This window comes from Pseudomonas alkylphenolica (assembly GCF_016009175.1).
Lineage (GTDB): Bacteria > Pseudomonadota > Gammaproteobacteria > Pseudomonadales > Pseudomonadaceae > Aquipseudomonas > Aquipseudomonas alkylphenolica_B.
Genome location: NZ_JADUCM010000024.1, coordinates 63,901 through 84,737 on the forward strand (window position 1 = coordinate 63,901; position 20,837 = coordinate 84,737).

Consider the following 20,837-nt stretch of genomic DNA (forward strand, 5'->3'; position numbering starts at 1 on the left):
GGAGCCGACCATGCTCGAATTGCGCCCCAATTGTGAATGCTGCGACCGCGACCTGCCCGGTGACAGCCAGGATGCGTTGATCTGCTCGTTTGAGTGCACGTTCTGCAAGGACTGCAGTGAGCAACAGCTGAAGGGAAAGTGCCCGAACTGTGGTGGTGAACTGGTGAAGCGACCGCCACGGGCTGCGCAGAAGCTGCTGACGTACCCGGCGTCGACCACGCGGGTGGTCAAGGAACACGGCTGCCCGTCGCACTAGGTGGGGACTACCCCGTAGGCGCCAGGCTTGCCGGCGAAGCAGTCGCTGCGGTATAGCAGTATCACCGCGTCATCGTTGTTCGCGGGCAAGCCTCGCTCCTACAGGATGGCGGTGTGAATCCGTAGGAGCCAGGCTTGCCGGCGAAGCAGACGCCGGGGTATAGCAGTATCACCGCGTCATCGTTGTTTGCGTGCAAGTCGGAGCGCCCGCTCGCCCCTCCCCCCCGTCTCATTGCGCCTGGTACTGACTCAGGTACTTGTTCAGCACTTCGTTATCGCCGCTGCCATCCCCCGCCACCTGCCACAGGCGCCGTTCGATGCCTTGTGCCAGCAAGTGACCAACCGCCGATTCGATGGCCGACAGCACACACAGCTGGGCCGGTTCGTTGGTGGTGTAGCCCACCTCGGCTTCCAGCAGCTTCTTGAACTCGATGAATTTGAACACCCCGGCACTGCGCCCGACGGAGTAGATGGTCTTGCTGGTCATGACATTGGCCAGCACCTGACCGCTGCGTACATCGACGGCCCGCAGGTTGACGGAAACCTGGTCGACCCGGTACTCACGGGAGATATCGATGCCCAGGTAGCGTGCGCCCTCCCCGCCGCTGCGCACGTTGGTGTCGTAGGCGATGATCCCGCCTTCGAGCATCAGGTTGGCCGCCTGCAACGGTGGCAGTTCACCCTGGATGTTCACCGGGGTGTCGGGCTTTTTCTGCGAGGCGCGGATGATCTTGCGTTCGGTCAGCAGGTTCTGCAGCCCTTCACGCTCCAGCACCACAAACCAGCCACTGGCCTGCAGGGCGTCCATCAGCATGCTCGCTGCGCCCTGGGTCACGCTGGTGGAAAAGGAGCTTGCCGGAGTCGGCTTGTATTGCCCGGTCTGATCGCGGAACCCATACACCACGGCCATCAGCCGACCTTTGGGGCGCGGCATGTTGAGCAGATCGTAGTAGGTCGACGCGCGCGGCGTCAGGGTCGGCGTTTCGCCGTCTTGCTCGGCGGACATCGGCTCGCGCAGGCTGCAACCTTGCAAGGTGGCCAGTATCAGCAGTGCGGTCAGAATTCTTTTCATTTTATCTCTCCCCGTTGACCGCATCCCTTTATGGATTCAGGCCGTTCACCTGCACTTCGGAAACTTCCCCGGTTGCCCGGTCGGTGATCTGTATGCTCAGCGCGCCAGAGTCGTCGATGACATTGATGAGGAAGGCATCGGTTTGCAGGCTGCCGGTGTTGCCGTTATTGATGTTGGTGAGCAGTTGCGACAGCAGGCGTGACTCAAGCTGGCTGGTGAAGCGCTCCAGTGCCGAGGTGCTGGCAAAGGCCGAGGCCCGGTCTTTGATCGCCGGGTCTTCGTGGTCGTTTTGCGCCTGGGCGTTGTTGAGCAGCCAGGTGCCATTGAGCGGGTTGCCGCCGAACGCCGGGTTGACCGGGGTGTACACCAGTTCGGTGGCACCCGCCTGACTGCCCAGGGCAGCCAGCAGCACCAGGGAGGCCAGGCGACAGGTATTGTTGTTGTTCATAGCTCGTCCCTCTCTAGATCGGTGGTGTCTTGCAGCAGCATCTGCAGCTTGCGCTGGGCGATCTGCGCCCTGACCAGGTCAGCCGCTTCATAGGCGGCGTCCTTCAGCTCGGTAGTGTTGGGTGGCAAAAAGCGTCTGTAGATCAAACGTTGCTCGTACTCGACCGTTACCAGGCTGCCCCAGCGTGCGTCCGGCCGTTCGCGTACCACCAGGTTGAAATCCAGGCGGCTGGTGGCACGCAGCCGCTCGGCAAAGCTGTAATAGAAGTCGTGACCGATGTGCGAAATGGTGTTGTCGACGATAAAGCCCATCATCTCGTCCTCGGGCCCCCCCCCGGGGGGGGCGGGCCCCCCCCCCCCGGGCCCGGGGCCACCCCGCGGGTGGGGGGGGGGGTGGCCCCCCCCCCGCGGGCAAACGGTCTAATCCCCGCCGCCCCCGTGGGCCCAATGGGGGTGGCCCCCTAAACCCCCCACCCGCCCGCCCCCCCCCCCCCGGGGGGGGGGGCCGGCCAACAGCACCAGGGCCAGGGCGCAAGCCGTCAGTTGGCGGTTCATTGACCCACCCCCTGAGCCAGGCTCTTCTGTGCCCCGGCAGCCGTTTCGGCAAAGGCTTTTTCGGCGACGAACTGCCAGTCGGCGTAATGGGTCAGGCCCTCGAAGTCCGACCACTGGGCGGCAAAACCGGTCTGCTTCATGGGTGCCTGCACCGAGCGGCTGTAGACCCCGGTGATGCGCCCGTCGATCGAACGCACCAGACCCCAGTCGTCACTGCCGGTGATCGGGTCGGGGTAAAGCCTGCGCAGGTGACGCTTGACGTTCGGGTAGCGCGGGTCTTCGAGCAGTTCGTCGAGGGTCTGCGGGTACTGGGCCAGGCCCGGCGAATTGCGGTAGTAGCTGCGCAACGCCTGGGCGTACTGGGTGCCCACCCAGAGCAGGTCACGTTCACGCTCGCGCAGGGCCTGGGTTGACCACAGGGTGACGGTCGAGCTCAGGGCGATGGCTGACACGGCGATCAGCAACAGCACGCCCAGGTAGGTGAAGCCTGCCTCGGCAGTGCTACCACTCGGCATAGAGGCTGCCATCACGCGCCCTCCCGGTTGCACCGCTCTTGATGTCGGCGACAGACCCTGCCACCCCTTCCGGTGGCGCCACCACCTGCCACAGGTCGCGGCGTTCGGTGATCGGATCGAGCGGCGCGCTGCGCAGGTAACGTTGTTCGACCAGTTGCTCCAGCGACTCGGGATAGTGGCCGGTGTCGCCGTAGTAGTGGTCCAGGGCTTCGCGCATGACCGCCAGGCTCTGGCGCAAGGTGGCTTCGCGCGAGGTTTCCAGGCTCTGGAAATAGCGCGGCATGGCGATGGTCATCAGCGTGGCGATGATCGCCATCACCACCAGCAACTCAATCAGCGTAAACCCCTGGTTGCGTTTCATGCCAGTCACCACTGCCCGTAGGCTATACCGTTGAGGCCCTTGCCCCGCGCCTTGGAGTAAACGTCGAAGACGTCTTCACCGTCGCGTGGGTTCTGGGCGGAACTGTCGTAGCTGCGCACGCCCCAGCCACCGTCGTCGTCGCGTTTGTTGACGGTGAACGGATCGTGCGGAATACGCCGCAGGAAGTAGAACTTGGCCCCCTTGGCGCTGCGCACATCGCGCACGCCGTCCACCAGCACGTTCAGGTTCGGTGGATAGCCGCTGGCGTTGAGCGATTTCTCGATATAGCCGGCGTCGAAGGCGCGTTTGTAGGCGTCGATGGCATCGCGGATCTGATACAGCGCGGTTTTCAGCTCCTGTTCCTTGCCCCGGCGCACCAGGGTTTCGGTCAGCGGTGCGGCAATCGAGGCGAGCAACCCGAGCAGCGCCAGGGTCAGCATCACTTCGATCAGGCTGAATCCTGCCATCGACCGTTTCATCGCTCAGGGCCTCGCAGCGGTGGGTACAGCGGCAATGGGTTGTTCCAGCTCCACCTCGACATTGCGGTTGAGGTTACGGATCTGCATGCTGGTTTCAGTACCGGTAGGGAACTCCATGTCCGAAGGGCTCTGGTACGGCAGGTTGCGCACGATGCGTGGGGTAATCGACAACACCAGCTCCGACTGGCTCTTGTCGTTGCGGTTGCTGCCAAACAGCCGGCCCAGACCGGGAATGTCGCCAAGACCGGGGATCTTGTTACCGCTGGCGCCTTCGTCGTTGCGTACCAGCCCGGCCAGCACCTGGGTTTCACCGTCGTGCAGACGCAGGCTGGTCTGGGCGTTGCGGGTGTCGACCTGGACCGGAATGGTGCCCTGGCGGGTCGGCTCCAGCGGCTTGGCGTTACTCACTTCAAGGGAGACCTTGATCGCCACTTCGTTGTTCAGGTGCACAACCGGGGTCACTTCGAGCTTCAGACCGACGTCCAGGTAAGTAATGCTCTCGGTGATTACAGGCCCCTGGGTCGACGGCACCGAGGTAGCGCTGACGATCGGCACCCGCTGACCGATGTGGATGCGCGCCTGCTCACGGTTGCTGACGCGAATCACCGGGCTGGCCAGGGTATTGATGTCATTGTCCTGCGCGTTGATCTTCGCCTGCGGTGCTGGCGAGATGCTGATACGTGAGGAGTTGATACCGCGCAGCTGGTCGAGGGTACTGACCGGATTGCCCTCGTCGTTGAGCACGCCGAAGGTGTTCGGCCATTGCAGGCCCAGCTCGAGAATCCGCGAGCGGGCCACTTCCATCACCTCCACTTCCAGCACCACTTCCGGGTTGGACTGGTCTTGCGACTGCAACAGTTTCTCGGCCATGCGCACGGCGTCGGGGGTGTCGCGCATGGTCAGGGTGTTGAGGCGCTCGTCGACGAACACATCACGGGTCTTGAGCATGGTCTTGACCATGTTCAACGCGGTGTTGGAATCAATGCTGGTCAGGTAGAAAGTGCGCATGACCAGTTCCTGATAGTCCTTGGTCTTTTGCGGCGAGTCCGGGTAGATCAGCAAGGTGTTGTCGTTTACCACTTTCTGATGCAACTGGTTCTGGTCCAGCAACAGCGACACGGCGTCTTCGATTTTCACGTCACGGACGAAGATGGTGGCCTTCATGTCCGGGCGCAGGTCTTTGTCGAAGATGAAGTTCAGCCCCGCTACCTGGGACAGCACCTCGAAGATGGTCTTGAGGTTGGCATCACGAAACTCCAGGGTCACCGGCCGTTCCAGCTTGGTGCGCAGTTGCGGATTGGGCTGGGCGGTACGGCTCTGCACCAGTTCGATGTCCTTGCGCAGGGCCAGGCCGCCTTCGTTCTGGGGATCGAGTTGGAGCACCTCGCGCATGTGCCGTTCTGCACCGAACAGGTCGCCGCTGCGCAGTGCCGCCTGGCCGAGGGCGACGCGTTCACCGATGTTGTGTATCTGCTCGATCTGGCGCACACCTTCCTGCGCCCTGCGGTTGTTGGGCTCCAGGGTCAGCACCCGGCCGTAGCCCATGCGCGCACCGGCAAAGTCATGGCGGCTGCGGTCGCTGTCGGCCTGGGTGAGCAAGGCCTCGACGGCCTGGCGGCGGCTCTGCACCACCGCGATGTTCAGGTCGATGTCGCGCGGGTCTTCCTTGAGGGCTTGTTCGAGCTGGGCAATGCCGGCTTCGTATTGCCCCTGGGCCATCAGCTCCTTGGCATCGTTACGTACGCTGGTCGACCCGCAACCGCCCAGGGCGACGCAGAGGGCAAGCATCAAGAACGGCGCTTTATTGCAGTGCCTGGACGATTTCATGGTGCGCTCCCTACAGACAGAGTCTGGGAAAGGTGCAACGGCAGGTAGACCAGGCTCAGCTCCGTGGCGGAGATCTGCTCGATCCGGTAGGTGTCATCAATCACGTCGCCGCGCCGCACGACGTAGAGCTTTTCGCCGTTTTGCAGGAATACCTGTTGGTCATCCCGATCATCCAGGCGGCCAACGAACTGGAATGGCAGCACCGGCGCAGCAGGCGGCAGCGCAACAGGCTGTACCGCAACCGGTTGTTCTGTGACCGTGGCGAGCTGGGCCGCCGGCTTCCAGCTTTTGCTCGGAAACAGATCCCGAAGGCTCAGGTCGGCAGGCTTGGCGACCTGTTCGCCAGCCTTGGCGGCAGCGACTGCTGCCTTGTCTTTGGGGCTGACAACAGCTTCAGCGTCAGAGGCGGCGTCGTCGAAGAAGTAATCGGGTGCCCAGGCCAGCACTGCGGCAGTGCCGAAGAACGCTAACCAGGCCATGCGACGTTGAGTGTTCATCATGACCTCGACAGATAAAGGGTCATACGCAGGCGGCCGGTCAGCTCGCTGTCGCCGATTTTCTTGCGCTGCAGGTCGACGTCCTCAAGCACCAGCGCGGGCAACTGCCCGAGCAGGGCATGCACAAAGCGGCGGATCTGCGGGTAGCTGCCACGCACCGGCAGCAGGATCTGGTAGCGCGCCAGTTGGGTCTTGGGGTCGACGCCGAGGGCGTACTCGCCACGCGCCAGGCTGATACGTTCGGCCTTGGCCAGGCTGTAGATGCGGTCGATGGCCACCGTGGCCTGCGGCTGCGCCGGCAGTTGCTTGTGGAAGTCTTCAAGCTCATGTTGCGGCACTTGTGGCAGTTTCAGGTCGCCACGCTTGAACTGTTGCAACTGGGCCTGAGCCTCCTCGCTCAGCTGTTGCTGCTGTTGCAGTTGCTGCCACTGCGGCAGTACCACCAGGGCGCCGTACAGCAGGCCCACCAGTACCAGCGCACCGCCAGCCAGGCCAACCACGCCGAGCTGCCGGGCACGTTCATGCAGAATCAGGCTATGGACGTGCATGGCCGATCTCCCAGTTCGCCGACAGGTTGAACTGCACCGGATGCTCAGGCTGTTTGGCCATGATTTCGTGGTTGAGCAGCGACACATCGCTCAGCTCACCACTGGCTTCCAGGCGTTTGTGAAAGGCCAGCATGGCTTCCAGATCGCGTGCTTCGGCGCTGATGCGAACCTGGCCTTTACGCGCGTCGGGGGTCAGGGTCAGCAGCGCCACATCGTCCTGAGGCAAGGCTTCGAGCATGTTGAACAGGCGTTCCCACGGCCGCTGAAGCTGCTGCGAAACACTGCGCATCTGTGCCAGTTTCTCGGCTTGCTCACGGCTTTGCGCCGGGGTCAGCGAGGTGGTGTGTTCAGGGCGCTTGCCCAGTTGCCGTTCCAGCCCCTCCAGTTGCCGGGATACCTGTACCTGTTGCTGGCTGACCCCCTGTTGCAGGGCAATCGCGCCCGCCAGCAGGCTGCCGCCGACTGCCAGCAGCACCCAGGCCGAAAGGGCCGTGCGCCGTGGCTGAAAGTCCAGTTCCAGGCGGCGCATTTCAGGCCACCGCCCGGGTCATGCGGCACAGCACATCGCCCGCCTCGCCGTCCAGTTCGCAAAGCTGCACGCCGTCCAGTGCCGGTGGTTGTTCCAGGCGTCCGGGGGCATGCAGGAACACCGGCAGTTCGCGCTCATTGGCGTTGAGTTCACATTGGCGGGCGATCAGCGCTTGCAGGGCGGCGTCGCTGTCGCTGCCGCCCTGGGTGCTGATCTGCTGCCATACGCCGTTCTGGGCCAACAGGCACACAGTGCGCTGCGGCTCGGCGAGCACGAAGAGGAAGTCGCTTTCGCCCAGTTGCCCGGCAAAGCGGTTATAGGCGGCCATCAGATAAGGGCGGACCGAGCGCAGGCGCAGGCCCAGGTCCCTGCAGTGTTCGTGCAGGCGTTGCAGCAAAGCCTCAGGCACAGCGGTGGCGATCCGTGCAGCGCCGGCAGCCTCGGGCGACACCACCAGGCGCCAGCCGTCCAGGCTCTGGCCGTAATGGGCCTCAAAACAGGCGCGGGCATAGTGCTGCAGCTCAGCCGGACGGTTGATGGCGGCACTCCAGGGCACCAGGCAAAAACGGCAGTATTGTGCGGACAGCAACAACTGCAGTTCGGCACCCTTGCAACGTTGTTCGGCCAGCAGACTGTGTAGCGTGTCCAGTGCGAGGTTGGCGGCCTGGCTGCGTTCGGCGATGAAGCCCAGGCTGCCCAGCCAGTGGTGGTCCTGCCCGTGGCGTTGGCTCAGGCCGACACCTTGGGCGCCGAGTACGGCGATAAACCGATCAGGCGACAAATGTGACACGATTGATCTCCTCCAAGGTGGTCCGGCCATCGCGCACCAGTTCCAGTGCCGAGCTGCGCAACAGGCGCAGGCCGCGTTGGCAGGCCAGGGCCCTGATCTGCGCCAGGGGCCGACGTTCGACGATCATTTGCCGCAGCTCATCGTCCAGGTGCAGCAGCTCGGCGATTGCGGTACGCCCGCGATAGCCGCTGCCGCGGCACTGGCCGCAGCCACTGCCATGGACAAAGCGGTAGGCCCCCACCTGCCCGGCTTCAAGTCCCGACAGGCTCAGTTCTTCTTCGCTGGGGTGATGGGGGCTGGCGCAGTGCGGGCAGACCAGGCGAATCAGTCGCTGGGCCAGCACGGCGTTGAGGGCGGAAACAAAGCTGTAGGGATCGACCTGCATCTGGCTGAAGCGGCCGATCACATCAAAGACGTTGTTGGCGTGGATGGTGGTAAACACCAGGTGACCGGTCAGGGCCGATTGCACGGCGATCTGCGCGGTGTCCGGGTCGCGAATCTCACCGACCATGATCTTGTCGGGGTCATGACGCAGGATCGAGCGCAGGCCTCGGGCGAAGGTCAGACCCTTCTTCTCGTTGACCGGAATCTGCAGGACGCCGGGCAGCTGGTATTCAACCGGGTCTTCGATGGTGATGATCTTGTCCACGCCGTGGTTGATCTCGCTGATCATGGCGTAGAGGGTGGTGGTTTTGCCGCTACCGGTGGGGCCGGTAACCAGGATCATCCCGTAAGGTTCGTTGGCCAGGCGGCGCAGGCTGCGCAGGGTCTGGTCCTCGAAGCCCAGGGCCTGCAGTTGCACACCACTGACCCGGTCGGCCAGGTCTTGCTTGTCGAGTACCCGCAGCACCGCATCTTCACCAAAGATGCTGGGCATGATCGACACGCGAAAGTCGATCTGCCGGGCACTGATGCCAATCTTGAAACGGCCGTCCTGCGGTACACGCTTTTCGCCGATGTCCAGCTCGGCCATGACCTTGATCCGCGAGATCACCTGCTCGGCGAACTCGCTGCCACTGACTTTGCTGATGCTGTTGAGCACGCCGTCAATACGGTACTTGATCACCAGGCCATTGCCGGTGACACCCAGGTGGATGTCACTGGCGTGCATTTTCAGCGCGTCGTAAAGCGTGGAGTTGACCAGTTTGACGACCCGGCTCTGGTCTTCGCTGATGCTGGCCAGCGACAGGCTTTGCAGGGTGTCGAGTTCGTTGACCGCCTCGCTTTCGTTGTCCAGCGAATCGACGGCATGAAAGCTTTCTTCGTGGCGGGCGAGAAACCCGGCGAGGTCAGCGGCCTCGACCAGGTACAGCGGCGCACCTTGCAGGCACTCGTCGATCCAGGCCAGGCGGGCGGCATCGAACGGGTCGGCAAATACGCCAAGGGCCTGGCCGTTGTGCTCAAGGAAGATGAATTCACGTTTCAGGCACTGGGCCAGGCTGACCCGGTCAAACAGCGGGGTCGCGGCGAACAGCGACTGGCTGTCGAGTACCGGATAATGCAGGGTGACACCCAGACGGGCGACAAAATCAGCGGGGCTTGAAGCACTCAAGCGTTGCAGCGTGTCAATCAGGCGCTCGGCGCTCTGTTCGGCGGTGGCGCGTGCCTGTGCCAGCAACTCGCGACCGAAGGGTAAAGGGGCACTACCCTGGGTGCAGACTACAGCGAGTGACACGGTTTCCATGACTTGCTCTCCAGCGCGGGGCGCGGCAAGCCATGTTCAGGTCTGCTCGCGCGTTATTCCCCGGTGAGCAGTTGGTCGTCGTCCGGATCCGGCGGCCTCGCGCCACTGCGGCGGCGATCTGCCAGAACCCAACTACCGTCGAACAACTGCAGGGGAAAACTTTCACTCCTGCTCTGGCGTCGTTCAACGAACCCTGTGTCCGTGTTGTCTTCAGGCCCGGCCTCGCGCTTGATGCCCATCAGGTCGTTGACTGCGCGGGCCAGTTCCGCGAGCGGAAAAGGCTTGAACAGGATATGGCTGACACCTAGCTGGCTGGCTCGCTCACGGACCTCGGCGGTCGGATGGGCGGTGATCAGCACGAAATGACAGTTCCTGGTCTTGCGCACAGTCTCCAGTACCTGGAACCCCTCCATGTCGGGCAAGCGGAAATCGAGCACTATCACTTCAGGTTGGGTGCGTTCGGCCTCACCGATCGCACTGGCCCCGTCGTGAGCAACATGGACGTCCAGGCCTTGCGCATCCAGGTAGGCCTGGATATTGCCCGCAAGGGTCTGTTCGTCATCGACTACCAATACTGTGTTAACCAAGATCGACTCCTTGCAGCCTTTCAGCCCCGGTTTCCCGGTCTGGTGAAGTGCGACCTTGTACAGGCTTACGCATGCTTCGTGCCAGACCAGAGACGGCGCATTCAACTGTGCTATGTCGTTGATTTGTTAAGAGTAGACGCAAACGGGCCATGGCCCCTCCCCCAATCCCGGGGACCAGCTGGCGTTTTGCCCCTACCGATATCCCCAACATTGGGGGTCAGGTGAGTGATCAGTCAAGTCGTTGCACCTGCCCGGCGTCTCGAAGACGCTGCAGCAAGGCATACCGTGCTTGCGACTGTTGCTGATCGATAAGGACGCGTTTGGCCAGAACCAGCCCCTGCTCTTCTTCGACAGAAGCGTCTGCGGTTTGGTTCTGCACCTTCTGCAAATCTTGCTGATTGGCCAGATAAAAAGCCCGAACCTCAGCAGGGTCTGGCTCAACGACCTGGGCGGCCTGCATGAAGACTTGCTGTGCGGCCAGTTCCTGACGGGTGTATTGGGCGAAGCTGTCGCTGTCGAATCCGGCATCGGCCAGGCGTTGCTCGAACGAGCGGCTGTTGCCGAACGCCTTGCGCAGCTGGTCGACCTGCGCGTTGACCACGCTGTCACTGATCGTGATCCCTTGGCGCTGGGCTTCCTGCCACAGCAATTCACGGTCAATCAGGTCGTTCAGGGCCTGATCACGTAAACGTTTGTACACGCTGGGGTTGCGGATGCTGGTCAGCGCCCTGCCCTGATCCTCCAGGTATTCGGCAAAGTAGCGTTCCAGACGCAACTGGGTGATGCCTACGCCGTTGACCCGGGCCGCCAACGGCGCCTCCTGCGCGTACAACGGCAGAGCCAGCATGCACAACATCAGACAGAGCAGCTTCATGGCGCATTCCCCTCGGCGACAGGACGGTAGTCGGCTACCGGCAGGAACACCGGGCCGGGCATTTCCAGGGTGACCACATGAGCCCCGGCCAGCCCCTGACGGCGGCCAGGACCGAAATTCAGCGGTGGCGTGAGTCCGGTTTGCAGATCATGCAGGCCCTCCAGCGCCGTGATCAGCTTTTCGCGGCTGGCATCGCGCCCGGCCTGCTTGAGGGCATCGCTGAGCAACTGCATCGCACACCATGTGCTGACTTGCAAAACGCCCTGACGCCCGTCCAGCCCCTGACGCTGGCGCATCTCGCGGAGCGCCTGGCTGCCACCGGGTGTCCAGTCACCAGGGACAAAGGGATAGGCCAGGAACACCCGCCGCGACCAGTCCTCAGGCACCAGCGCAAGCTGGCTGGACACCTGGTTGGCGGCCGCGAACAGATACGGCGTGCGCCCTGCCTGTTGCAACTGCGCCATGAGTTGGCCGAAGCCTTCGGCCTGGCCGAGGTAGAAAATGGCCTGGTCGGATACTGCCTGTTCCGTCAGCGGCCCGGCCGTAACCTCGCGCCAACCGCGGTGTTGCAACTGCTGCGCAAGCTGCCGGGCGAGATCAGCCTGGGCCGGGTCGGTGTAAACGATGCGCGTGGCGGCTTGCTGCAGCGCCAGGTTGGCCTGGGCATAGTCGGCCAGGCTCAACAACTGATCATCCAGCCCCGGTAGTGGGTCAAAAATCTGCGCGCTACGGCCGGCAGTCAGCGCCGCGCCAATCATGGGAATGCGCGCCTGCTCCAGGCGGCTTGCCAGTGTCGACTCCAGGGCCGGCGCCAAAGGGGCAATCAAGGCAAACACCTGGCGTTGCTCGATCAGCTCCGTGAGTGCCTGTTCGGCGCTGGCCTGGTCTGGCCCCGGATCGATACTGATCAATTGCAGTTGACGGCCATGAATTCCGCCCTGGCGATTGAGCTGATCGATACGGTCGTTAAGCACCGCGGCCACTACCCGTGCCGACGGCGCCAAGGGGCCCTGTTCCGGCAACAGTGTACCCAGACGCAGGGTTTGCTCGGTCAGGCCCGGATCACGGTCATCGGCGAGGCGTTTGAGGTAGGCGCTGAGGTTGCGCTGGTCGGCCATGCTCAGCACAAAGCGCGGCATGGCCGGGTCCAGCTGATTGCCAGCCGGGTCCCGCCCCTCCTGAATCGCTCGGGCCAGACTGGCCTCGGTGTAGGCCGGATAGCGCCGGCCATTGGCGCTGCGCAATCCTTGCCCCTGCGCCAGACGCTGCCAGCTGAGTACCGGCGGACGCACACCGCCCTCCGCGCGGCCCAGCCCGTCGGCACCATGGCAACTGCCACAGGGCACGACACTGGCCGGCACCAGCATGTCGGCGGCGCCGACGCGTGCCGACACCTGGGCATCACTGCTCGAAAGGCCCTCACGGTACAGACGCTTGCCGGCCAGCTCTGCCGGGCTCAGGTCGAGGGCCTGGGCCAGGGTGCTGACGACGAGCATCAGCAACAGCGGCCCGCTACGCAGTGCACGTCTCATGGTACTCAACGTCCGGCCAACGGCTGGGACAGCAGTTGCAGGCGTTGGGCAATGGCTTGCGCCGGTGCATCGGGACGTATCTTGCTCCAGCGCTTGTTGGCCACGTCGCCAGCGATCAATTGCGTGGAGTGCTGCTCGGGGCTCGGAATCAAGTGGCCCAGGCGTGCCAGCACCAGGTCCATCTGTGCCTTGTCACCGGTCAGGAACAGCCAGTTCGGTCCATCCACCCCCTGTTTCTCGGCAAAGGCCTTGAGCACTTGCGGGGTGTCGTTGGTCGGGTCGCTGCTCAGCGAAACGAAGGTGACTTTGCTGGCCGCCTCTTCTCCCAGCGCCTCGCGCACTTCGCGCAACTTGCGGGTGATCAGCGGGCAGGCGTCGTTGCAGTGGGTGAAGATGACATTGAGCAGCACCACACGATCCTTGAGCACATCGCTGTAAAAACGCAGGCTGTTGCCGTTCTGGTCCTGCACCAGGCTATCGGTGAAGTAAGCCTGGGCATCATGGGTGCCGGTGGTGGGTGTCACCGCCCCTTGCGGCGCCTGTGGCGTTTGCGCTGCCTTCGGGGCGTGTCCTTCGTGGGCAAAGGCCACCGAGCTCAAGATCCACAGGCAGGCCCCGAGGGTCAACCAGTCGAGCACGCGCATGGGTGATTTGCGGACAATGGCAGCGCTCATGGTTGCACCTCCTGGGCAATCGCCGTGTGCTTGGCGTGCACCCGGCGGGCGCTGAGACGGTCAATTTCCTTGACCAGCAGCGCGGGGTCGGTAAAGCCGTAGAATCGGGTCCATTTACCGCTGCGGCCGTCGCCCACCAGAATCAACGGCGGGTGCTCGGCGAGGTTGGCACTGAAGCTACCGAGCCCCTTGAGGGTTTCAGTCACCGCATACGGCGAACCGGTGAGCCAGCTCCAGCCTGGGCCGACCTGAAACGCCTTGGCATAATCCTGCAGGCGCTTGGAGTCATCACGCTGTGGATCGACGCTGATCGACACCAGTTGCACTTCGTCACCCACGCGCCCGCCCAGCTGCTTTTGCACCTTGCCCATGATCGACGACACCACCGGGCATACCGTGGTGCAGCTGGTGTAGATAAAGCCCATCACCACCAGGTGGTCGGACACCAGGTCCTTTTCCAGGCGCACCGGCATGCCGTTCTGGTCCAGCAACTGGACGTCGGCAAAGCGCACCGAGGTTTTTTCCTGGAAGGCAGCCGGTGCACCGTGACCGCTATGGTCGCCGTGATCGCCATGGGCCTGAGCCAGGCCACAACTGGCGGCCAGCAGGCACAGGCTGAACAGTTTGCAGCGATTGAGCCTATTCATCGCACACTCCTTGAACCCAGGTCGGACGCTTGTTGAGCGGTAGCGGGCAGTACCCGCAAACTGGTGTAGTTCTTCTCGGCAAAGGCTGTACCCAGCGATGGCGCCTGCACATGCACGTACCAGGCACCGGCTTGCGCCAGCTCAAGCTGTGCTTCGTAGACGCCGTCGCCCACCTCGTGCACGCGGCTGTCGCGGGGTTGCGACGACGGTGCCAGGAAGTAGCGCACGTTCAGGTCCTTGATCCCGTTGCGGGGGCTGCCGTTACCTTCGACGATGCGAAAACGTGCGGTGTAGGTGCTGCCCTCCAGCACCATCTTGGGGTCGAGCATGAACTCCACCTGGGGCGTCTGCCGGTGCTTGGCGGTCGGTGACGCGGCCACCTCGGTGCTGAAGCAGTGGATGATCTGCGGTTGGTTAAGCAGGAAGGCGACATCGAAGGTACCCGCCGCCGGCAGCTTGATGGTCGAGCTGTACACCCCCGGCGACACCTCGCGCAGGCTGCGGTCGATGACCAGTGCCGCACGGGCGTTGTGCCCGCGGTTGGCGTACCCGGACATCGGGGCGTTCATGCCTTCGGCATAAAAGTAGGTGGTGTTGTCGACCGGGTTGACCACGAACACCGAGTTGTCGTCACGGGCCACCGTCAGGCCCTGGGCCAACGGCAGGTCGCCCGCCTGGCGAGGCGCCGCCGGGCCGGCCTCGAAACCCTGCACGATCGGCTGGTGACCCTCGCCGAGGCTGCTCAGGTTGATCATGGTGACCTTCGGCGAAGCCAGGCCGCGCACGTAGGCATAGGCTTTGGTAAAGGTCAGCTGGTAGGGCTCGGCGGCGACCGGCAAGCTGTGAATCAGCTGGTCGGTACTGGCGTCGATCACCAGGGCCTGGCTTTCCAGGGTGTTGAGCACAATGCCGAAGCGCCCGTCACTGCTGAAGCGCATCGGCCCAAGGCCCTGCTGGCCCTGGATCTTGTGCCGCAGCTCATGACTGCGGGCATCGATAACGCTGATGCTGCCTTCCCGGCCATCCGCCACATACACCGCCTGCGACAGTGCCGAATACGCCACCGACAACGGATGCGGCCCTACCTTGAGCGTCTTTACCAGGCGCATTTCGCTGGCGTCGATCACGCTCAGGGTGCCGCTGTCACGGTTGCTGACAAAGGCGTAACGGGAGTCGGCACTGAAGGCGATTTCGTGATGACCGCTGCCGGTAGCAAAGAACTTCTGGGTCTTGCGGCTGGGCACATCGATCACGGTGACGCCGCTGTGCGCCGGATCGCTGGCATTGTTGCCCACCCACAACAAGCGCTGGTCCGGTTGCAGGGCTACGCGCAGCGGTTGTTTGCCGGCATTGATATTGGTCACACGCTGAAAGGTTGAGGTGTCGATCAACGCCACTTCACCGCGCTCGGGCATCGACACGAACACTTGCTTGTCGTCATTGCTGGCCACCCAGTCCATGGGCACACCGGGCAGTTCGATGCGCGCCAGGGTGCTGGTGACACCGCCTACCGAGACATTCGGGTCGATCACGGTCAGGCTCGCATCCTTGTTCAGCACCAGCAGAAAGTAGCTGTTGAGGTCGAGCAAGGGCCGGGCACCGATGCTGCTTTTGAGAAACAGTGCCACCCGTGCCTTGCAGCTTTTGCTGCGGTCTTTGGCCGCATCGCCGCTCAACGCCGGGTCCAGCCAGGCGCCAGGCGACACACCTGAAAGGGGCTGGCCGCTGTTCTGGTCGGTGACCTTGAACAGCACGTTGGCGAATGCGCCTTCCGTCAGCACCCCGTCACTGCCCAGCGGCTTCGCCTCGAACTCGACGGTGACACCGTCGCGGCTGAGCCGGTGCAGAGCCTGGGGATCGCTCTCGACAGCCACCTCGCTGCGCGGATCGCACCACAGGCTCTCGTAGCTGATACCCAGGCCCATCAGGGTCAACCCTGCCATCAAGCCCAGGTACAGCGGTCGATTCTTCTTGTTCATGACGCTCCCCCTATTCCCTTACTGCGCTGGCGGTGTAGTCGGCGGTGTTTCGTCCGTTACTCGCAAGATGCCCCACAGGCCCGAGGCGTTGCCGTAGGCGGCGTAGTCGCGGAACAGGTAGTCACCCGGTACGGCATTGCCGCCGCCGGCGCTGGGCACCATGAAGCTGAAGTGCGCAGCCGGCAGCACGCTCTCCTGGGCACCGATGTACATCGCCTGCGGGTTATAGCCGAAGCGCACCGAGCCAATGCCGGGCTGGGCCATCGGGTAACCGCTGACATCGGACTTCTCCGGCAGGAAGTTATGCAGCGGCCACAGGTGGCCATCGAGCTGGAAGGTGGTGCCACGGCTGCCACCGGTTGGCATCAGCACATGGGTCCGCAGTGCCTGCCCGGGCTTGGCCCACAGCACCGGTGTTTGCGGATCGCCCCCGACCAGCGCGTTGCTGTAGGCCATGTGGGCGTTGGGAATATCCGCCCAGCCATTGCCATCGGCATGGCCGAACGGTGCGTTCGGTGCAACGCCGAAGCGGTACCACAGCGGCTCGGTCTTGTAGTTGATGGCCATGTTGGAGTTGTCCTGCGGATCGGTCGGCACGCCGTTGCCTTCGGCAGCGATGCCTTCCACAGGTCGTCCATTGGCCCAACGGGTGTTCAAGGCCTTCTGGAACACCAGGGCAAAATCGCGGTAGGCGTTGCTGCCCGGGATCTGCACCGTGGCCGAGGCGCGGCTGGCGGTATCCTCCGTCCAGGTCGCGGTTTGCGGCAGGATGCTCATGGCGCCGACCAGACCTTTCTGCGGTTGTTTGATCACATCCGCCGGGGTCAGGTTAAGGCCGCCAAACTCGATGGCCGTGGTGTTGATGTTGTCCACCGAACGGCCGGTCTGGGTGACCGGTTTGCCTTCGCGCTCCAGGTGCCCGGCGTAGTACTGGTAGACCTTGCTCGGGTAGGCACCACTGTTGCCGGTGCGTGGTGGTACGGTTTGCACCGGGTTCAGGCCGACGTTGACCCCGTCCGACTTGGTGATGTCGTAGGCCAGCAGTTGCGCATGCAGGCCGACATGGCTGGACGGACGCATCAGGTTGTTGTTGAAGGTGGTAGCGCCCTCGCTGTCATTGCGGTTGCGTTTGACCATGCCATGCATCACTGCGGTGCTGGCCAGGTCCGGCATGACCATTGGCAGGCGGTTCTCCAGGGTCACGCTCAGGCAGTCGCCGGCGGCGGCGCGCAGCACCAGCGGTTCGATCGGTACGCCGGGCTTGAGTTTGCCGGTAACCGGATCAAGGTCGCTTTTGCGCACATACAGCACGGCAGTCGGGTCGTGCAGCGGGCCGCTCTGACCGCCGATGGTGAAGGTCTCGCCATCTTCCGGATCAGTCACTGTCACCTGCGGGATGTTCACCGCACGGCTGTTGTACACCAGGGTACCGCCATTGGCCTTGAGCGGGCCGCCGACGTGCTGGCCGACGCCTGCCGGGTCGTTGATGCTCAGGTTGAGCGGGTTGCTCAGGATGTCGTTGGCCAGGGCCGCGACAATCTCATAGCTGCGCTTGACCGTTGCCCGGGTACCGATGCCGTTGGGGTTGGCGGTAAAGCGCGGGCAGATACCGTCGAACGCCACGGTATTGCGTGCCGCCATGGGTTGCGGGTTGTTTGGCAAGGCGAACAGGTCAGTGCGGCTGTTGGTGTAGTTGCGCATGATGCCCCACAGGCCATTCCAGTAGCCCTCAAGCGACGCATCCAGGGAGTATAGATAGTCGCCGTTGGGTGCCGAGGCGCTGGAAATCATCGATACCGGCGCCATGAACCCCAGTTGCTCGGAGATACCGACCATCTGCGAAGCCTTCCACCCCGAGTTCGAACTGTTACCGAAGCCCGAGCCGTTCTGCAGCCACTTGACGCCGTGCAACGTCACGTTGTGCTCCTCTTCATGACCACCGGCGTGCATGCGCAGGCGCACATTGTCGCCGGAGTAGGTACGCAACATCGGGGTGAACGGGTCGCCGGGCTCACCACCGCCCTTGTTGATATGCGGTGGGAACAAGGTGGTGCCACCGGTAGGGCCTACGGCGGACGTGATCGCCTGTGGCGCCAGGTTCAGGGCAGGAATCACCCGGTCAGTGCGGCTTTGCATGGCATACGCCAGGTCGCCGGCCATGCCATCGGCCTGCATCCCGCGCTTGCCGTCCGGGCCGACCCGGTTGGGGTCGTAGACCCGCAGTGCCAAGGGTTCGTTGCGGTAGTTGACGACGAACATGCCAGGGTCATCCACCGAAATCGCCTGTGGGCACGGCCGGCTAGGGCACGACGGCATCAAGCCGCCACGGGCCTCGGTGACCGCTTCGAGCAGACTCTCGGCTTCTTTGCGCACCGGTGGGTTGATGGCATAGCGGAAGCTGTCTGCGGTTGCCGGGAACGCCTGGGCGTTAGGCACGCCATCCGGGCCTGCGCCGACGTACACGCCCGCCTCATAGGCATGCTGGAAGTCGCTGTACTCCAGGAAGAACTCCCGGTAGCTGTCGTTACGGCCGTCACCATCGAGGTCACCGGTCTTGACCACGGCCTGCCAGGAGGTCGGGCCGCCATCTTGACGCAGCGCGGGGTTGTACAGCTGTTCGCCAGTTTCGGCGTGGTACCAGGTTGACCCTGCAGGCTCTGCCAGCACGGTGGCGTACAGGCCCAGCTGCTGGTGCGTCGATGGGCCAAGGTGGTCGTGGGTAAAGATGGTGCCCAGGCCGCGGTCGACGTTGTTGACGTTGACCACCGGGTCCGCGAACCAGCGCTGCATCGCCGTGCGGGCGCCCATCCAGTCGGCACGTCCGAAGCGGCCGAAGAACGGATGCGCCTTGGCCACCGGGCATTCCGCCGTGCCTTCACGCGGGTCGCCACTCTGGCATTCGTTGAACTCGCGAATGGCATGAATGCGCTCAACCACGGTGCCGGGCGAGAGGATGCCGTCTTCGTAGTTCCAGCCGTTGGCCGAACCATCGGCAGCGGTCAGGTCCCACTTGGGCAGGTGAATGTGCTGGCCGATCACGTCGGTCGGGGTGCGCACCTGATAGTCATCCATCTCGTAGTACGACGGGATCAGGTTGGTGTGCTGGTACATCACGCAGTCGAAGGTGTTCATGCGCATCACCAGTGGCTCAGGCGGGCGCTGTTTGTTGATCACCGGCCAGACGTCTTCCCAGAGGGCGATGATGCGCGCCTGCGGGAAGTGGTAGCCGACCTTGTTGTACACCGCGTCGAACTGGATGTTGGCGCCTTTGTAGATGCGCGGGTGGTCGGCGGTGAAAGTCGAGGAGCCGGTAAAGGTCATGCCATCCAGGCGTTCGCCGCTGTTGAACTCGCCAGTGCCGGCCGCCGAGGTCAGGCGTTTGGCACGGTCATCCATGCAGGGCTCGTAGTACGGTGCGCCGGCGGTTGGCAGCGCACCGTTGGTGCGGAAGTTGCGCGCCACCAGTTGCTTGCCCGGCAGCACGGCATAGCTTGGGTGCTCAAGCTTGGAGTGGAAGCTCATGGCCGCCTGTTCGACGTCCGTGCCCTCTTCTGGCAGGAACACCGCCTTGGCCTTGGTAACCTGCTTGGAGAAATCCAGCGCAGTGGTGGTCACATCCGCCTCACCGCCTGCCGCTACGCCTTGCAGCGCGTGCCGGGGCAGACCGCCATCCCAGCCACCGACCTGGGCCGGGTCGAGGTTGGCCCACAACGCGTTACCGCTGGTTTTAAGTTGCTGCGCCTTGGTCGGGTCGAGCATGTCCAGCGGTGGCGTTGGTGGACGTTGCCCCACGGTGCTTTCAATGCCACCGATCCAGAACGGATAACCCGGGTTTTTCAGGGTGCCGTCGGCATTGCGGTTGGCTTCACTGCGGTCCACCAAGGCGACCGAGCCAATCGCGCGTGGCGCGGCGTCATGATGACCGCTGTCATCATCGCCCTCTTCCTCATCGTCATCATCCTGTTCAGCAACCAGGGTTTCAGACAGTTTCGGAATCACCGCCACTTTACCCGGCATCGGCGCCATGGCTTTGCCTGGCAGCGGTACGACCGCCGGAATCGGTGTACCGGCGATGATCTCGCCGTCCGGCAAGGCACGTGCGCCCGACGCCGGTTTACCGTTACGCAGGGCAAACGGCGTGGTGTGGTAGCCGTCCTGGCCTTGGCCGGAGACCTCCAGGCGCGTGCCTTCTTCGAACACATCGTGCACCCGCCACATGGTCCACATGCCCTGGGCAAAGTGCGGGTAGAAGTGGCAGTGATAGATCGCATCGCCCGCTACCCGGTTACGGTTGCCCGAACCACCGTTGGCGATTTCGTAGGTGTAGCCGGCACCCGGGCCAATGCCCTGGGCATCGACATAGTCGGAGTTGTCGTCATTGGGGTTGAACAGCCATTGGTGGCCGTGCAGGTGGAAGATGTGCTGTTCGTGGCCGTTGTGGGTATTGCGGAATTTGACGAAGTCACCGATGTAGCTGTGGTTGACGTTGGACGGCTCGGCCGGGAACAGCGCCATGGTCGCCTTGACCCCGACCTGATCGGCCGAAGGCGTTTCCCCGGGACGGATGTTCTCGAGCCCGACGTTGGCGGGTACATCCACCAGCATCGCCACATCACCCACGGTGTGTGAACTGAGGAAGAACTCTTCATAGGAGCAGGACAGGCAGTCATGCATCGGCCCGACGCCCAGGCGGTTGGCGATCACTTCGGCGCCCATGCCGCCAGAGCCATAGTTGATCATGAACGAGTCGCGGGTCGGCTCCAGCACATGCCCCATCACCGGGTCCGCCCAATAGCCGGGGAACGCCTGGGTGACGGCCACCTCGTCGGTGAATTGCGAGGCAAAGTCGCGGAACGGCTCCAGGCGGTTGGGCAGTGCCGGGTTGCGTTTGCCGATGCTTTCCAGTGGATAGGTAGAAGGCGGGAAGCTGCCATCGGCATTGGAGCCCATGACCACGGCATCGGATTCGCTGGATATGATCTCGT

At 63.4% G+C, this 20,837-nt stretch carries 19 protein-coding genes and 1 pseudogene; 1 reads left to right on the top strand and 19 read right to left on the bottom strand.

Features of this window, described 5'->3' with window-relative positions:
• Window positions 1–10 precede the first annotated feature (10 nt).
• A complete protein-coding gene (locus I5S59_RS19050; RefSeq protein WP_197878005.1) occupies window positions 11–256 on the top strand; it encodes a DUF1272 domain-containing protein in 246 nt (81 codons plus the stop codon).
• A gap of 228 nt (window positions 257–484) precedes the next feature.
• On the opposite strand, the gene I5S59_RS19055 is transcribed toward I5S59_RS19050, so the two are convergent.
• The 19 genes and pseudogenes from I5S59_RS19055 to mnxG form a co-directional block, all read right to left on the bottom strand.
• A complete protein-coding gene (locus I5S59_RS19055; protein WP_197878006.1) occupies window positions 485–1,327 on the bottom strand; it encodes a CsgG/HfaB family protein in 843 nt (280 codons plus the stop codon).
• Window positions 1,328–1,355: 28 nt separating this feature from the next.
• The gene (locus I5S59_RS19060) at window positions 1,356–1,775 is read right to left on the bottom strand and encodes a curli assembly protein CsgF (protein ID WP_197878007.1); all 420 of its coding nucleotides are present in this window, start codon (window positions 1,773–1,775) and stop codon (window positions 1,356–1,358) included.
• Window positions 1,772–2,104 (bottom strand): annotated as a pseudogene (gene csgE / locus I5S59_RS19065) (curli production assembly/transport protein CsgE); the annotation flags it as partial. The pseudogene csgE and the gene I5S59_RS19060, both read right to left, overlap by 4 nt.
• A 221-nt stretch (window positions 2,105–2,325) precedes the next feature.
• A complete protein-coding gene (locus I5S59_RS19070; RefSeq protein WP_197878009.1) occupies window positions 2,326–2,856 on the bottom strand; it encodes a type II secretion system protein in 531 nt (176 codons plus the stop codon).
• Window positions 2,831–3,205: a type II secretion system protein gene (locus I5S59_RS19075; RefSeq protein WP_128325378.1), complete on the bottom strand. Its 375-nt coding sequence runs from the start codon at window positions 3,203–3,205 to the stop codon at window positions 2,831–2,833. Before I5S59_RS19075 ends, I5S59_RS19070 begins: the two co-directional genes overlap by 26 nt.
• 5 nt (window positions 3,206–3,210) lie before the next feature.
• A complete protein-coding gene (locus I5S59_RS19080) occupies window positions 3,211–3,684 on the bottom strand; it encodes a prepilin-type N-terminal cleavage/methylation domain-containing protein (protein ID WP_197878010.1) in 474 nt (157 codons plus the stop codon).
• Between the two features lie 3 nt (window positions 3,685–3,687).
• Window positions 3,688–5,511, bottom strand: coding sequence for a secretin N-terminal domain-containing protein (locus tag I5S59_RS19085; protein ID WP_197878011.1), 1,824 nt, complete (start codon window positions 5,509–5,511; stop codon window positions 3,688–3,690).
• Window positions 5,508–6,008, bottom strand: coding sequence for a hypothetical protein (locus I5S59_RS19090; protein WP_197878012.1), 501 nt, complete (start codon window positions 6,006–6,008; stop codon window positions 5,508–5,510). Before I5S59_RS19090 ends, I5S59_RS19085 begins: the two co-directional genes overlap by 4 nt.
• A complete protein-coding gene (gene pilO / locus I5S59_RS19095) occupies window positions 6,008–6,556 on the bottom strand; it encodes a type 4a pilus biogenesis protein PilO (protein ID WP_197878013.1) in 549 nt (182 codons plus the stop codon). The genes I5S59_RS19090 and pilO overlap by 1 nt, the downstream gene beginning before the upstream one ends.
• Window positions 6,543–7,085: a PilN domain-containing protein gene (locus I5S59_RS19100; protein ID WP_197878014.1), complete on the bottom strand. Its 543-nt coding sequence runs from the start codon at window positions 7,083–7,085 to the stop codon at window positions 6,543–6,545. Before I5S59_RS19100 ends, pilO begins: the two co-directional genes overlap by 14 nt.
• 1 nt (window position 7,086) lies before the next feature.
• Window positions 7,087–7,875 (bottom strand): hypothetical protein, encoded by a 789-nt coding sequence (locus tag I5S59_RS19105; RefSeq protein ID WP_197878015.1) that lies wholly within the window; start codon window positions 7,873–7,875, stop codon window positions 7,087–7,089.
• Complete coding sequence (locus I5S59_RS19110; RefSeq protein WP_197878016.1) at window positions 7,856–9,559, bottom strand: GspE/PulE family protein; 1,704 nt, start codon at window positions 9,557–9,559, stop codon at window positions 7,856–7,858. The genes I5S59_RS19105 and I5S59_RS19110 overlap by 20 nt, the downstream gene beginning before the upstream one ends.
• A gap of 53 nt (window positions 9,560–9,612) precedes the next feature.
• A complete protein-coding gene (locus tag I5S59_RS19115) occupies window positions 9,613–10,146 on the bottom strand; it encodes a response regulator (protein WP_197878017.1) in 534 nt (177 codons plus the stop codon).
• A gap of 229 nt (window positions 10,147–10,375) precedes the next feature.
• Complete coding sequence (locus I5S59_RS19120) at window positions 10,376–11,020, bottom strand: SurA N-terminal domain-containing protein (RefSeq protein WP_197878018.1); 645 nt, start codon at window positions 11,018–11,020, stop codon at window positions 10,376–10,378.
• A complete protein-coding gene (locus I5S59_RS19125; RefSeq protein WP_197878019.1) occupies window positions 11,017–12,552 on the bottom strand; it encodes an ABC transporter substrate-binding protein in 1,536 nt (511 codons plus the stop codon). Before I5S59_RS19125 ends, I5S59_RS19120 begins: the two co-directional genes overlap by 4 nt.
• A gap of 5 nt (window positions 12,553–12,557) precedes the next feature.
• Complete coding sequence (locus I5S59_RS19130; RefSeq protein ID WP_197878020.1) at window positions 12,558–13,226, bottom strand: SCO family protein; 669 nt, start codon at window positions 13,224–13,226, stop codon at window positions 12,558–12,560.
• Window positions 13,223–13,873 (bottom strand): SCO family protein, encoded by a 651-nt coding sequence (locus I5S59_RS19135; protein WP_197878021.1) that lies wholly within the window; start codon window positions 13,871–13,873, stop codon window positions 13,223–13,225. The genes I5S59_RS19130 and I5S59_RS19135 overlap by 4 nt, the downstream gene beginning before the upstream one ends.
• Window positions 13,870–15,852 (bottom strand): cytochrome D1 domain-containing protein, encoded by a 1,983-nt coding sequence (locus I5S59_RS19140; protein ID WP_197878022.1) that lies wholly within the window; start codon window positions 15,850–15,852, stop codon window positions 13,870–13,872. The genes I5S59_RS19135 and I5S59_RS19140 overlap by 4 nt, the downstream gene beginning before the upstream one ends.
• An 18-nt stretch (window positions 15,853–15,870) precedes the next feature.
• A partial coding sequence (gene mnxG, locus I5S59_RS19145) for a manganese-oxidizing multicopper oxidase MnxG (RefSeq protein ID WP_197878023.1) occupies window positions 15,871–20,837 on the bottom strand: 4,967 nt, incomplete at its 5' end.